The 15,120-nt window shown below is 48.9% G+C and carries 12 protein-coding genes and 1 tRNA gene; 8 read left to right on the top strand and 5 right to left on the bottom strand.

Annotated features, from left to right (window positions below; genetic code table 11):
* Positions 1-51 precede the first annotated feature (51 nt).
* The 3 genes from ACH3Y6_RS02700 to asnS form a co-directional block, all read right to left on the bottom strand.
* Positions 52-810: an SDR family NAD(P)-dependent oxidoreductase gene (locus ACH3Y6_RS02700; RefSeq protein ID WP_490834031.1), complete on the bottom strand. Its 759-nt coding sequence runs from the start codon at positions 808-810 to the stop codon at positions 52-54.
* A gap of 34 nt (positions 811-844) precedes the next feature.
* Positions 845-917: transfer RNA gene (locus ACH3Y6_RS02695), tRNA-Phe, on the bottom strand.
* Between the two features lie 198 nt (positions 918-1,115).
* Entirely contained in the window at positions 1,116-2,555 is a 1,440-nt protein-coding gene (asnS, locus tag ACH3Y6_RS02690; RefSeq protein WP_490834030.1) for an asparagine--tRNA ligase, read from the bottom strand.
* 410 nt (positions 2,556-2,965) lie between these two features.
* On the opposite strand from asnS, the gene rho reads away from it, so the two are divergent.
* On the top strand, positions 2,966-4,567 hold the full coding sequence (gene rho, locus ACH3Y6_RS02685) for a transcription termination factor Rho (RefSeq protein ID WP_490834029.1): 1,602 nt from the start codon (positions 2,966-2,968) through the stop codon (positions 4,565-4,567).
* A 312-nt stretch (positions 4,568-4,879) separates the two neighbouring features.
* Here the strand turns inward: rho and nadD are convergent, their stop codons facing one another.
* Together nadD and ACH3Y6_RS02675 are read right to left on the bottom strand one after the other, a co-directional pair.
* Complete coding sequence (gene nadD / locus ACH3Y6_RS02680; RefSeq protein ID WP_490834028.1) at positions 4,880-5,449, bottom strand: nicotinate (nicotinamide) nucleotide adenylyltransferase; 570 nt, start codon at positions 5,447-5,449, stop codon at positions 4,880-4,882.
* Between the two features lie 31 nt (positions 5,450-5,480).
* A complete protein-coding gene (locus ACH3Y6_RS02675) occupies positions 5,481-5,705 on the bottom strand; it encodes a FeoA family protein (RefSeq protein WP_490834027.1) in 225 nt (74 codons plus the stop codon).
* A gap of 73 nt (positions 5,706-5,778) precedes the next feature.
* Between ACH3Y6_RS02675 and ybeY the strand changes: the two genes are divergently transcribed.
* The 7 genes from ybeY (at position 5,779) to ACH3Y6_RS02640 (ending at position 15,093) form a co-directional block, all read left to right on the top strand.
* Positions 5,779-6,219, top strand: a complete 441-nt coding sequence (ybeY, locus tag ACH3Y6_RS02670; RefSeq protein WP_490834026.1) for an rRNA maturation RNase YbeY — start codon at positions 5,779-5,781, stop codon at positions 6,217-6,219.
* The gene (locus ACH3Y6_RS02665) at positions 6,212-6,874 is read left to right on the top strand and encodes a CAP domain-containing protein (RefSeq protein WP_490834025.1); all 663 of its coding nucleotides are present in this window, start codon (positions 6,212-6,214) and stop codon (positions 6,872-6,874) included. The genes ybeY and ACH3Y6_RS02665 overlap by 8 nt, the downstream gene beginning before the upstream one ends.
* Before the next feature lie 99 nt (positions 6,875-6,973).
* Positions 6,974-7,591 (top strand): hypothetical protein, encoded by a 618-nt coding sequence (locus tag ACH3Y6_RS02660; protein WP_490834024.1) that lies wholly within the window; start codon positions 6,974-6,976, stop codon positions 7,589-7,591.
* A gap of 22 nt (positions 7,592-7,613) precedes the next feature.
* Positions 7,614-9,482 (top strand): tRNA uridine-5-carboxymethylaminomethyl(34) synthesis enzyme MnmG, encoded by a 1,869-nt coding sequence (gene mnmG / locus ACH3Y6_RS02655; RefSeq protein ID WP_490834023.1) that lies wholly within the window; start codon positions 7,614-7,616, stop codon positions 9,480-9,482.
* A 40-nt stretch (positions 9,483-9,522) separates the two neighbouring features.
* Positions 9,523-10,548 carry a proline iminopeptidase-family hydrolase gene (locus ACH3Y6_RS02650; protein WP_490834022.1) on the top strand — a complete coding sequence of 342 codons (1,026 nt, stop codon included), beginning with the start codon at positions 9,523-9,525 and terminating at the stop codon, positions 10,546-10,548.
* A gap of 106 nt (positions 10,549-10,654) precedes the next feature.
* Positions 10,655-13,741: an amidohydrolase family protein gene (locus tag ACH3Y6_RS02645; RefSeq protein WP_490834021.1), complete on the top strand. Its 3,087-nt coding sequence runs from the start codon at positions 10,655-10,657 to the stop codon at positions 13,739-13,741.
* A gap of 11 nt (positions 13,742-13,752) precedes the next feature.
* Entirely contained in the window at positions 13,753-15,093 is a 1,341-nt protein-coding gene (locus ACH3Y6_RS02640; RefSeq protein ID WP_490834020.1) for an amidohydrolase family protein, read from the top strand.
* The last annotated feature ends 27 nt before the right edge of the window (positions 15,094-15,120 follow it).

Genomic DNA, 15,120 nt, shown 5'->3' with positions numbered 1-15,120 from the left:
ACGCAATCCGGATGTTAGTGATCGCAGTTAATCAAGAGGAGCAGAACTGTTTTAGCGGATACTACTGATACCCCCATCTACATGAAATACCTGTCCGGTGATCCAGCTGCTTTTATCACTCAAGAGAAATGCGGCCGTTGCTGCCATGTCATTGTCGGTTCCGATTCTTTTTAATGGGTGCCGCTGTGCATTTGCTTCAACTTTTTCCTGCGTGTTCAGGAACTGCCGGGTTAAAGAGGTTTGTGTGATGGACGGGGCAATACAATTAACCCTGATCGTTGGAGAAAGCTCTGCAGCCAGCGCTTTGGTCAAACCCTCAATGGCACCCTTGCTGGCACTCACCATACTATGAAAATTAAAACCCGTTTGTACAGCAACGGTGCTGAATAGTACAATGGAAGCCTGACCGCTTTTTTTCAGTGCTGGTAAACAGGCCTGGATGATTTTAATAGCGCCGGCCACCTGTAATTTGTAATCTTCCACAAATTCTGCTGCCGGTATCCTCGAGAACGGTTTCAGGTTAACAGAACCCACACAGTAGGCCAGTCCATCCAGCTGATCGGGTAGAAAACCCAGATCGGGGTTGTCATCCAGCACATTCAAATAATGATAGGATCTGTTGTTGTTGTCGGGCCGCTGGTTCCTGTAATAAGTAGCATAGATTCTATTGCCCGGTTCCAATTGTTCGCAAAGAGCATTACCAATTCCGCTGGTGCCGATGATCAGATAATTGTTCATGGGTAATGTAACATCCCAACCGGGCATTTGTTTATCGCTGGCATGGTAACGGTCACATGAGAAATGCGCCAAACAAAAAACCCCGACATTACTGTCAGGGTTTCTGTGGTGTGGGCCGGGATCGAACCGGCGACACAAGGATTTTCAGTCCTTTGCTCTACCGACTGAGCTACCGCACCATTTCAGTTAGCAATTAATAATAGATAATTAGTAATTACTTTTTTATCGGTTTGTCCCTATTCGGGGGTGCAAATATAGGGTTGCCGGCTTATATTCAGAAATTATCCACAAAAAAATTAAAAACCGTGGTTTACTGCTGAAAAACCGGGGCCTCCCGTACCGCTGCGAAGAATACCATCCGCACAAAAGGACCATCCTTAAAACTCACAGTTATTGGGTGTTCTCGCAAAAGCGATCACATCGCGGATATTTGTCATGCCTGTCACAAATAATACCATTCGCTCAAATCCCAGTCCGAAACCGGCATGCGGTACGGTTCCAAAACGACGGGTATCGAGGTACCAGCTTAGCTCCTCGGCAGGGATATGCATTTCTTTCATACGCTGCTCCAGTTTGTCCAGACGCTCTTCCCGCTGCGATCCGCCAACGATCTCGCCGATACCCGGCGCCAGTATATCCATGGCCGCTACGGTTTTGCCATCATCATTCTGGCGCATGTAAAAGGCTTTGATGTCTTTCGGATAATTGGTCAGTATCACCGGTTTTTTGAAGTGTTTCTCTACCAGGTAACGCTCATGCTCACTCTGCAGGTCCACACCCCAGCCCTCTACCGGGTATTGGAATTTCTTCTTCTTATTGTGATTGCTCTCTTTCAGGATCTCGATCGCCTCTGTGTAAGTAAGACGCTGAAAATCGTTGTTCAGCACAAACTCCAGCTTCTCGATCAGGCCCAGTTCGCTGCGCTTGTCCTGCGGCAACTGTTTTTCCTCGTCTGACAGTCGCTGCGCCAGGAATTCCAGGTCCTCGCGGTTATTGTCCATCACATACCGGATCAGGTATTTAATGAATTCTTCCGCCAGGTTCATATTATCTTCCAGGTCATGAAAAGCCATTTCCGGTTCGATCATCCAGAACTCGGCCAGGTGGCGGGTAGTATTCGAATTCTCCGCCCGGAAAGTAGGTCCGAACGTATAGATCTCACTGAAAGCCATGGCTCCCAGTTCACCTTCCAGCTGACCGCTTACCGTAAGGTTGGCGCTCTTTCCAAAAAAGTCTTCCTTGAAGTTGATGGAACCGTCTTCGTTACGTGGCGGATTATCCATCGGTAATGTGGTTACCCGGAACATTTCACCTGCACCTTCCGCATCACTGGCTGTGATAATGGGCGTATGCAGGTATACAAAACCTTTCTGGTGAAAGAACTGGTGCACTGCAAATGCCAACGAGTGGCGGATACGGAACACCGATCCAAAAGTATTGGTACGGAAACGCAGGTGCGCTTTTTCGCGCAGGAATTCCAGGCTGTGTTTTTTGGGCTGCAGCGGGTATTTTTCCGCATCACTATCGCCCAGTATTTCAATTGTGGCCGCTTTTACCTCAATATTTTGTCCCTTCCCCACAGAGGCTACCACCTGCCCTGTCACTTTCACAGAAGCCCCTGTAGTCAGGCGTTTCAGTAAAGTCTCTTCAAATTCGCCCAGGGTAGCTACTACCTGCAGGTTATGATTGGTGCTGCCATCGTTCAAGGCAATAAACTGGTTGTTACGAAACGTTCGTACCCAACCCATTACGATTACATCCTGTCCTGCCGCACCGGTGGCGAGCAGTTGTTTGATCTTGGTTCTCTTGTTAAACATGTTGTATGTCAATGAGTGAATGAGTGAATGAGCGGATGAGTGAATGTTCATCTGTTCATTGCTGAATCTGGGGGTTGCGGTCTTATGAATGGGTTTGGGATGTTCCGCCAATCCATGATCCGCCGGTCCGCCAATATATCGGACCGCAAAGATAACCAAACCGGCCGCCAAACCGTGTTTTAACAGGATTCTAAGTCTAAAAAGCCTAAAAAAATGTTTGTTTTCCGAAAATCTGGCTTAACATTGCACTGGAAACCAAACCGGTTCGGTCTTCAATTCGCTCTCGACACAACCTGTTTACTCTCTTTCCGCTCAAACAATCACAACCCGATCTGAGTTCCAAAGTTCCTTAGACTGGATTTTTAACCCTTGACAAATTGAATATCCCCTATTAACAGATTTTATTTCTTATGTACGACATTTTGCAATTAAATGACATGCTCCTGCCTGAGTTGCTGGATATTGCTGAGCAACTGAACATCACCGGTGCTAAAAAATTAGACAAGCAGGGACTCATCTACAAAATACTGGACAGCCAGGCATTACAGGCCAGTGAAACCAAAGAAGACCCCAAGAAAAAGAATGCCCGGCAGCGTAAACCCGTTACGGTAAAGACCACTAACGGAACCGAAGAAGCAGAAGTAATGCAGGAAGCACCCGCTCCGGCAGAAAAAGCAGCACCTCGCAAAGGACCAGCCCGCAAAGGCAAAACAGATAGCCGTCAGCAGACTGCCAAGGCAGAAACCGCACAGCCCCAGGAAAGTACGGAAGCCCCGACAGAAGCGCTTGTGGCAACCGAAGCCAGCCAGCCCGGCGAAAACGGCACAGCACCCGATGCACCCCAGCACCAATACCCCGCTAAACAACAACGCAAAGAACCCGCATTCAATATTGAGTTCGAAGGTGTGATCCTGGGAGAGGGTGTTTTGGAAATGATGCCCGATGGCTATGGTTTCTTACGTTCCTCTGACTACAACTATTTATCATCCCCTGACGATGTATACGTTTCGCCATCTCAGATCAAACTATTTGGCTTAAAAACGGGCGATACCGTACATGGTGCAGTGCGTCCACCCAAAGAAGGTGAAAAATATTTTGCCCTGTTAAAGGTTGACAGCATCAACGGCAAACGCCCGGACGAAGTTCGCGACCGGGTACCGTTCGATTACCTGACTCCGCTGTTCCCTTTTGAAAAACTGAACCTGTTCACCACTTCCAATAACTACAGTACCCGTATCATGGACATCTTTACCCCCATCGGTAAGGGCCAGCGTGGACTGATCGTGGCACAACCCAAAGTGGGTAAAACCATGCTGCTGAAAGAAGTGGCCAATGCCATTGCGGCCAACCACCCCGAGTGTTACCTGATGGTGGTACTGATTGATGAACGCCCGGAAGAGGTGACTGATATGGAACGCAGCGTTCGCGCAGAAGTGATCGCTTCTACATTCGATGAGCCCGCAGAAAAACACGTTAAGGTTTCCACCATCGCATTGCAGAAAGCAAAACGTTTGGTAGAATGCGGACACGATGTGGTGATCCTGCTTGACTCCATCACCCGTTTGGCACGTGCACACAATACCGTTGCGCCGGCATCCGGTAAAGTATTGTCCGGTGGTGTGGAAGCCAACGCCATGCAGAAACCCAAACAGTTCTTTGGCGCCGCCCGTAAAATTGAACACGGTGGATCACTCACCATCCTGGCAACAGCCCTGATCGAAACAGGAAGTAAAATGGATGAAGTGATCTTTGAAGAGTTCAAGGGTACCGGTAACATGGAACTATTGCTCGATCGACGCCTGGCCAACAAGCGTATTTTCCCGGCTATCGACCTGACAGGTTCATCTACCCGCCGCGACGACCTTCTGCTCGACAAGGAAGTACTGCAGCGCATGAACATACTCCGCCTCTTCATCAACGATATGAATACAGAAGAAGCAATGAGCGAACTGCTGAAACGCATGCGAGGGACCAAAGACAACGAAGAGTTCCTGATGTCGATGAACCGATAAGAGCGATCCTAACTTATACAAAGGGAGACAACCAAATTGTCTCCCTTTTTTATTTCCTCCCCCCAACGGATTTCTTTTACTCTCTTTTTTTCCTGTCCCTCTCTTACCGAAGCCTTCCTGACCAAACTGTCAACCGTCTGTATGTTACCTATGGCATTGTATTCCAACTCAGCCGGTTTGTTCTGTGTCTGGTGCTAAGAAATAGCAGGTAGCAGTAAGACGAGAAAGGGGTAGCAAATTTTTTATACCAGGATCTGTTACGCTGCAAATACGATCTTATTTTAGCAATGTCTTTAGCGCAACGACAGGTTGCTATTTATAATAACCATTTCGTTCGATCTCTTCGCGTACGTTTTCCGGAACCAGGTAACGGATCGATTTCCCGTTACGGATGGTATCGCGGATCTCTGTGGCAGAGAGTTGTAACAGGGGAGCATCCAATACCAGGTGTTTCGCGTTCCAGTTGTCGGTTATCGGAAAACCCGGACGTTGGTAAATGAGGAAGGAATAGTTTTTTACCAGTTGCTCAAAATTCTTCCAGCGGGGCAGGTTCTGAAAACTATCACTGCCCATCACGATCGAAAAATCGTGTTGCGGATATTTCTCCTGCAGATAAGTAAGTGTGTCGATGGTATACGAGGGGCGTGGCAGCTTGAATTCCACATCAGACGCTTTCAACCGAAAGTCGTTTTCCACCGCCAGGTGAACCAGGTTCAGCCGGTCGTACTCATTCAATAATACAGAAGAGGGTTTCAGCGGGTTCTGTGGTGATACCACAAACCAGACCTGTTGCACATCGGTATGGTTGGCTACATAACTGGCCACGATCAGGTGTCCGATATGAATGGGATTAAAAGAGCCAAAATACAGACCGACTTTCATCTAATTAGTTGATAATCAATTAATTAAGAAGTTATGCTACTTCTACAAAGATACTATGAGCCTCATTCATCCGAAGACTCAAGTGATAGCCCGCCACCGATATGGATATGGGATCACCCAGGGGTGCCACCTGTTCTACTTTTACCTGTTCCCCGGGAACACAACCCATTTCCATCAATTTGATAAATATGTCATCTTTCTCGAACGAATGGATCACTGCATGCTGGCCCACGGCTAATTCTGACAATCGTTTCATTTCCACTAATTAATATTTAAAGGTAAAGCGGTAGCATAGCATTTTGTTACGAATTTTGGAGTAATACCTCATTATGTCCAACATACAGTTCCGTTCAGCTGACAGAAGCCTGCAGCTGCCAGGCAGATCCGCACTCAAAGCTTTTATTGCCGGTATCTTCAAAAAAGAAAAGCAGGCGCTTGCTTCCATCACGTACGTGTTTTGCTCAGATGCGTTCCTGCTGCAAATGAACCGTGATTTTCTGCAACACGATTACTATACGGACATCATCACTTTCGGCCTGTCGGAAAAAGGGGAACCGGTAGAGGCGGAAGTATACATCAGTCTCGACCGGGTCAAAGACAATGCCCGTAACCTGCAACAGACCTACCGGCAGGAAATCGTACGGGTGATCTTTCATGGCGCCCTGCACCTATGCGGTTATAAAGACAAAAAGAAAAGTGAAATCGAACTGATGCGGAAAATGGAAGATCATTATTTGCGTTTATTTGAGAAACAGCAAATGCATGCCTAAGGCACTGGTCTTTTTTTTGTGTTTCATCCCCATTCTCTCTTTTTCCCAGGTATCGGTAGTTGAGTTGGAGGTCAAGTCCATCCCCGGGCCGGTTACACGGGACTCCTTTGTTGACCGCTGGAATTTTGCACAACCCGGATACCAGAAACTATCCCCGCAGGCCAAAGAACTGTTTTACTGGACCAATTACAGCCGCAACAACCCAAAAAAATTCTGGGACAGTGCCGCGGCACCCATCATACAACTATTCCCCCGCTTACAAACACCCGAAGCCCGCAGTCTTGAACAGAGCTTACTCCAGACAGGACCACTGCCCATGTTCAGGCTAAACCCCATTCTGGTTAAGACCGCCCAAGCCCATGCCAACGATATGGCAGCCAATCAGGCCGGTGCCAGCCATATTTCTACCAATGGAAACGATTTTGCTACCCGGATGCGGATGGCGGGTATCCGTGGAGTGGCCAACGAAAACGTATCCATCAGCAGCCAGAGCATCTTGCTCTCTGTCGTCCTCCTGTATTTAGACATAGACCTTCCCGCCCTGGGCCACCGGAAAACCCTGCTCGATCCAATCTTGAGGGAAATAGGAGTTGGTACGGCCTTGTATGGTAAGGATCAATGGTTTCTGGTTCAGGACTTTGCCGGTCAGCAATAGGGCTCAGGTTCCACGAATCCCAGTTTCACCCCGGAACATTCGTTTTAAAAAATGGTTCCACGAATCCCAGTTTCACCCCGGAACACAGTAATTTTGGTTATGGCAAGAAAAAGATGGACGCCCCAGGAAGAGATCACCGACTCTTTACTCCGTACCCGGGAGAAAAGAAAATGGCAACTGGCCTATAGAAGGTATGTGCTGGAGAACCTGCCGAGTGAAGCCTATGCCCATTATTTCGGACTGGACAGCGTCACCCTCCGGCAATGGTTCGAGTGCCAGTTCACAGAAGGGCTCTCATGGGAGAACTTCGGGAAAGCCTGGCAGTTCGACCATATCATTCCCTCCACCTATTTTGATTATGGCGTGGAGGAAGACCTGGTGCTGTGCTGGAGTTTTATCAATATGCGGGTAGAACCCATTGAACAGGATAGGGCAAACCGGATCGATATCCTATCCGTTAAGGCCTATTTCCAGGATCTGTACCAGGCTACCGGTTTCGGACTCTGCCAGAAAATGCTGGAGAAGATCCAAATCATTGAAGAGTCCCGTCAAAAGAATCACCCGCCCATTGAACAGTTCCTCATCCAGAACAAAGAAAAACTGGAAACCATCGGTACCCTGAACCGGGAGGAACTGGCCAGTCTGAACCAGGGCACCCCGCTTTCCGATATTTTATTAGAAAGGGAAATCCTTAGAAAATTCACCGCAGGCCAATAAGGCTGATTTATCTTTGCCGACTATGTTTCCTGAATATGATGTGATCGTTGTAGGCGCCGGGCACGCCGGATGTGAGGCCGCTGCTGCTGCCGCCAATATGGGCAGCAAAGTGTTGCTGGTGACCATGAATATGCAGACCATCGCCCAAATGAGCTGTAACCCGGCCATGGGCGGTATCGCCAAAGGACAGATCGTTCGAGAGATCGATGCCATGGGTGGTTATAGCGGTATCGTCAGCGACCTGAGTACCATCCAGTTCCGGATGCTGAACCGTAGCAAGGGGCCCGCTATGTGGAGCCCCCGTACCCAGAACGACCGTATGCTCTTTGCAGCCACCTGGCGCGAGATGCTGGAGAAAACCCCGAACGTGGATTTTTACCAGGACATGGTCCGCTCCATCATCATCAAAGGAAACAAAGCCTGTGGCGTTCTGACCGGATTAGGCCACGAGGTAAGGGCAAAGTCTGTGGTTGTAACCAGTGGAACCTTTTTAAATGGTATCATCCATATTGGTGAGAAACAGTTCGGCGGAGGCAGGGTTGCCGAAAAAGCTGCAACCGGTATTACCGAACAACTGGTGGCATATGGTTTTGAGAGCGATCGCCTGAAAACCGGAACACCGCCCAGGGTAGACGGCCGCAGCCTCGACTACAGCAAAATGGAGGAACAGAAGGGCGACGATGAGATCGTTGGATTCTCTTACACCAACACACCCCGCATCAAACCGGAAGCACAAAGAAGCTGCTGGATCACCTACACCAACGATACGGTGCATGATATCCTGAAAACCGGTTTCGACAGGAGCCCCATGTTCCAGGGAAGAATTGAAGGGATCGGTCCGAGGTACTGCCCCAGCATAGAAGACAAGATCAACCGTTTTGCAGACCGCGACCGTCACCAGCTGTTTGTAGAGCCGGAAGGATGGAACACGGTCGAGATCTATGTGAATGGTTTCTCCACTTCTTTACCGGAAGAAGTTCAATACGAAGCACTTCGTATTGTTCCGGGGTTTGAGAACGTCCGCATCTTCCGTCCGGGTTATGCCATCGAATACGACTACTTCCCACCCACACAATTGAAATATTCCCTGGAGACTAAGAACCTGGCCAACCTGTTCTTTGCAGGACAGATCAATGGAACCACCGGTTACGAAGAAGCCGCCTGCCAGGGACTGATGGCCGGTATCAATGCACACCAGAACGCCAAAGGTCTGGAGCCCTTGATCCTGAAAAGAAGTGAAGCCTATATTGGTGTACTGATCGACGACCTGATCAGCAAAGGCACCGAAGAACCCTATCGTATGTTTACGAGCCGCGCCGAGTTCCGCACGCTGTTGCGCCAGGACAACGCCGATCTGCGCCTGACAGAGATCAGTCATAAACTCGGCCTTGCTTCAGACGATAGGATGGCAGAAGTGGCGCGCAAGAAAAACGAAGTGGGTTCCATCAAAAAAACACTTTCTGAAACCAGCGCGGAACCAGAACAGGTGAATCCTTATTTCGAAAGTATCGGTTCGGCTCCGGTATCTGAGAAACAAAAGATCGCCAAACTACTGCTACGCCCTAATGTTGATCTGCCATCTTTACTTAACTCAGTTCCAACCTTACAGACTGCGTTAGCAATGCAGCAACCAGACTCACTAGAGCAGGCAGAGATCCAGATCAAATACGAACGTTATATTGAAAAGGAGCAGGAGATCGTTGACAGAATGAGCCAGCTGGAGAACATGGCCATTCCGTCGGCTTTTGATTATGACAAGGTGAACGCCCTCTCCAACGAAGCCTTACAGAAATTCAAGAAGATCAGACCAGCCACTCTCGGCCAGGCAAGCCGCATCAGCGGGGTGAACCCTAGCGATGTACAGATCCTGATGGTTTATATGGGCCGTTAATCAATTATTGGATAACTTAGGTTTCTTAAACGATTCTGCTATGAAACCTATGCTCTCCCTGCTCGGGCTGGTACTGTTATTGTTTTCCTGCAAACAGACAGACAGCAACGCACTCTCTGTAAAAGATTACCATGCCATTGTTGACACAGGCATTCAGACCGGCGGTGTAAAACTTATACCCATAGAGACCCCTGTTGGTAAATTCAACGTGTGGACCAAACGTTTCGGCAATAACCCAAAGATCAAGGTGTTGCTACTGCATGGAGGTCCCGGCGGTACACATGAATTCTTTGAATCCTTTGAAAGTTTTCTTCCACAGGAAGGAATAGAGTTCTACGAATACGACCAGTTAGGCTCGTACTTCAGCGACCAGCCCAAGGACAGCAGCCTGTGGACCACTGAACGTTTTGTAGAGGAAGTGGAGCAGGTACGGAAAGCTCTGGGTCTTACTAAGGATAATTTTTATCTCCTGGGACACAGCTGGGGCGGTATCCTCGCAATGGAATATGCACTGAAATACCAGGATCATATCAAAGGACTCATCATCAGCAATATGATGAGCAGTTGTCCGGAATATGGGAAATATGCAAAAGAGGTTTTGGCCAAACAGATGGATCCAAAAGTGGTGGACAGTGTGCGTGCCATGGAAGCCAGAGGTGCTTATACCGATCCGAAATACATGGAACTACTGACCGGTTTTTATGAAGCACATCTCTGCCGCGTGAAACCCTGGCCAAATGCAGTTCAGCGTGCTTTCCCTCATATGAACGGAGAAATCTATACAATGATGCAGGGGCCCTCTGAGTTCGGTATCTCCGGAAGATTGGCCAATTGGGACCGGAGCAAAGACCTTCCTAACATAAAAGTGCCCACGCTGACCATCGGCGGCAAACACGACACCATGGATCCCGAACACATGAAATGGATGGCCACTCAGGTGCAACAGGGCAGAAGTGTGATCTGCCCCAATGGTAGTCACGGTGCCATGTGGGATGACCAGCCCACTTATTTCCCGGGGCTGATCAGTTTCATCAAGGATGTGGATGCGGGCACTTTTAAGAAGTAGCCGGCTCACCGACCAGAAACCCGCTTTACCGAATTTATGATGAATGGTTTTCACAATTAACCGATTTCAGTAGTTTTAGTACTCTTCCAAAACCAACAATCAAATCATGAGAAAAATCAAGCTCCTGCTTTCCGGGTTGCTGTTTGCTGTATTGCTGCAGGCCCAGGAAACATTCCCCGTGAACGGGGTGGCTGACAAACGCGAAGGCTGTTATGCTTTTACGAACGCCACCATCGTTACCAATGCACAAAACACACTCACCAATGCAACACTGGTGATCCGCGACGGCAAGATCGTTGCCGTAGGCACAACTGGTGTCGTAATTCCGAAAGACGCGGTAGTGGTAGACTGTAAGAACAAGTACATCTATCCCTCCTTCATAGACATCTATAGTGATTATGGTATAGCCGCTCCACAACGTACGATGGGTGGTTTCAACTTTAACGCCCCGGCTCAGATCAGCTCAAATACCAAGGGTGCTTATGGCTGGAACCAGGCAATCAAACCGGAAACAGCAGCTGCCAAAGTTTTCTCAGTGGATGATGCCAAAGCGAAATCTTACCGCGATAACGGTTTTGGCACAGTGCTTACTCATGTAAAAGATGGTATTGCCCGTGGAACCGGAACCGTAGTTACCCTGGCCAACCAGAATGAAAACCTGGTGATGTTAAAAGAAAGAGCTTCTGCTCACTATTCTTTCAACCGCGGGACGTCTACACAGAGTTACCCCAGCAGTATGATGGGTTCCATCGCCCTGCTTCGTCAGACCTACCTGGATGCACAATGGTACAAGAACAAGCCCGCAAAAGAAGGTGTGAACCTTTCACTGCAGGCCTGGAATGATAACCAGTCACTCCCCCAGATCTTTGAAGCAGAAGACAAGTGGAATGACCTGCGTGCCGACAGGATCGCGAAAGAATTCGGTACACAATATATCATCAAGGGCGGAGGCAATGAGTACCAACGAATCAAAGAGATCGCAGGAACCAAAAGTCCTTATATCTTATCCCTGAACTTCCCCCAGGCAATGGATGTGGAAGACCCCAATGATGCCCGCGCGGTATCTCTGGGTGATATGAAACACTGGGAACTGGCCCCTACCAATCCTGCTGCTTTTGAAAAAGCGAATATCCCATTCTGCCTGACCACAGCCGACCTCCGCGATGCCAAGCTGTTCATGACCAATCTGCGCAAAGCCATTGAAATGGGTCTTTCAGAAACAAAAGCCATGGAAGCGCTTACAAAAATACCGGCCACTTTATTAGGCGTTTATGATAAAGTGGGAAGTATAGAAACCGGTAAACTGGCTAACTTCCTTATTACCAACGGACCGCTATTCTCAGAAAAGACCACTATCCTGCAGAACTGGATCCAGGGAGATAAATATGGTGTGAAGGAAGATGCCTGGTATGATGTGAAAGGAATTTATAACCTTACCCTTAACACTCCTTCAGGCCCCGTTACCTATAGTCTCGATGTGAAAAGTGCCGCTGCTGCCAACGTGATCGGAAAAGATACCCTTACCGGCAAGTTCAGCTTTGATGGTAAACAGGTGAAACTGAGTTTCTCTACTGTGCCCGCCAGAAGACCTGCAGCTGGGGCTCCTATGGCCGGCGCCGGATTGGGTGGTGCACGCGGTGGCGCTGCAGCAGCGCAATACCGTTTAAGCGGTGTGGCCAATGGGAATAACTGGAACGGATACGGAGAAGATACCGCCGGTCACAAGATCACCTGGACCGCATCCTTTGTCTCTTCAGCAACTGCCGGTACAGACTCATCGGCCAGAAGACGCCCGAATATTCCACAGCGTTTATCCAAAGTAACATTTCCTTTTGACGGCTATGGCTGGGAAGAAGCGCCTAAACAGGAAAACCTGCTGATCAAAAACGCAACCGTTTGGACCAACGAAAAAGAAGGTAAACTGGAGAATGCCGATGTATTGGTGAAAGACGGCAAGATCGCCAAAGTGGGCAAGAACATCACAGACGCTAGCGCGAAAGTGATCGATGCTACCGGTAAACACGTAACCGCCGGTATCATCGATGAACACTCACACATTGCTGCATCCTCAATTAATGAAGGCGGGCAATCCGTAACTTCTGAAGTAAGGATCGCTGACAACCTGAATCCGGAGGACATCAATATCTACCGTCAGTTAAGCGGTGGTGTTACCTCTTCTCATATCCTGCACGGATCTGCCAACACCATCGGCGGACAAACACAGCTCATCAAACTGCGCTGGGGTGCGAATGATGAAGACCTGAAGTTCAAAGGTGCTGATGGCTTTATCAAGTTTGCGCTGGGCGAGAACGTGAAAAGAACCACTTCTACCAGCAACAACCGTTTCCCGGATACCCGTATGGGTGTGGAGGAAGTGCTGAACGATGCTTTCGCCCGTGCAAAGGATTATGAGAAAGCGCTGAAAGCCGATCCTAAGACCAAACGCGACCTGGAACTGGATGCGCTGGTTGAGATCATGAATAAGAAACGTTTCATTACCTGTCACTCTTATGTACAGAGCGAGATCACTGCTGCTTTGCGCATCGGTGATAAATATGGCTTCAAATTCAACACATTCACGCATATCCTGGAAGGATATAAAGTGGCCGATAAGATGAAGGCACAGGGATCCAGCGCTTCTACTTTCTCTGACTGGTACTATTATAAGGTAGAGGTTACTGATGCCATCGCCTACAATGCTGCCATCATGCACAAAGTGGGTCTGAATGTTTGTATCAATTCAGACGATGCTGAAATGGCCCGTCGTCTCAACCAGGAAGCGGGTAAAGTGGTACGTTATGGTGGTGTATCTGAAGAAGATGCCCTGAAAATGGTAACCCTGAACCCGGCCAAAGCCCTGCACGTAGATGACAAGGTAGGAAGCCTAAAAGCCGGTAAAGATGCAGACCTCGTGATCTGGAGCGACAACCCGCTGAGCATCTATGCCAAATCAGAAAAGACAATTGTTGACGGTATCGTATACTTCGACAGGGAGAAAGACGCAGAGCAGCGCAAGAAGATCAGTAGTGAAAGGTTCCGCCTGACACAGAAGATGATCGGTGAGAAAAGAAGCGGAGGTCCGGTAAGACCGGCAGAACCCAGCTTCCAGGTACTGTTAAGCTGCGGCGACCATGACCACAAAGATGGAATGTACACCATCCATACCGAAGACGCCGAAACCCTCAACAAATAAACCGACAGATTATGAAAAAAATATTCAGCACACTCAGCGTATTACTTCTGGTCGCCGGTTTAACCAAGGCACAGGAAGTTGTATACCCGGCCAAAGAGAACAAGGGCCGTATCTATATCACCAACGGAACCGTTCACGTAGGTAACGGGACCGTTCTGGAAAATGCGACCATAGAGATCAACCAATCAAAGATCACCCAGGTGGGCACCCATATCACAGCGGCTGCCGGAGCAACCGTGATAGACGCCAAAGGCAAACATGTATATCCCGGTCTGATCCTTCCTGCAACCGATGTGGGACTGAAAGAGATCGGTGCAGGTGTACGCGCCAGCAATGACTTTTCGGAACTGGGCGAGTACAATTCCAATATCCGTTCCATCACTGCGTATAACACCGACTCCCGCGTGATCGGCGTATTGCGCTCCAATGGTATCCTGCTGGCCAATATCGTTCCGGCCGGCGGATCGGTGAACGGCTCATCCACTGTTGTTCAGCTGGATGCGTGGAACTGGGAAGATGCGGCTTACAATATGGACGGTGGTCTTCACGTAACCATGCCCAGCTTTATCAACCGTTTTGGCGGCAGAAGGGGTGGCGGTATTCCTCCGGCTCTGTTGGCGCAGCTCGGCATCAGCATCAACGCACCGGCAGATCCTGCCAAAGCAGCACTGGACAAGGTAGAAGAGATCAAATCCTTCTTCCGCCAGGCAAAAGCCTACCTGCAGGAACCCTCACACGAAAACGTGAACCTGAAATTCGAAGCGTTGCGTAAACTCTTCGATAAAAAACAAAAGCTCTTTGTTCATGGCGACCAGGTAAAACAGATGCTGGTAGCCATAGACTTCGTGAAAGAGTTTGGTTTTGATGTAGCGATCGTAGGCGGCAGTGAAAGCTTCCAGATAGCAGACCTGCTGAAAGCCAATAATATCGCTGTTATCCTGAACGAGCAGCATGCATTGCCCGCCACTGAGGATGATGACATAGACCAGCCTTACAAGACACCCGCCGTATTACAGAAAGCCGGTGTATTGTTTGCACTGAATGATGGCAGCGATAACGCACGCTACCGTAACCTTTCCTACAATGCAGGCACCGCCGCTACCTATGGCCTGACCAAAGAGCAGGCTTTACAGGCCATTACGCTCAACGCAGCCAAGATCCTGGGGATCGCCGACAGGACCGGTTCGCTCGAAGCTGGTAAGGACGCCAATATCGTGATCAGCGAGGGCGACCTGCTGGATATGAAGAGCAGCACCGTGACCGATGCTTTCATCCAGGGACGCCAGGTCAGTCTCGATAACAAACAGAGACAACTCTACGAACGCTATAAGTATAAATACGGTATCAAATAGAACAATACCGATAGCAGAAAAAACCTC

The sequence above is a fragment of the Sediminibacterium sp. FW305-C-269 genome (assembly GCF_058231045.1).
Note: the sequence above shows the minus strand (reverse complement) of the source record. Positions and strands in the feature narration are given on the sequence as shown.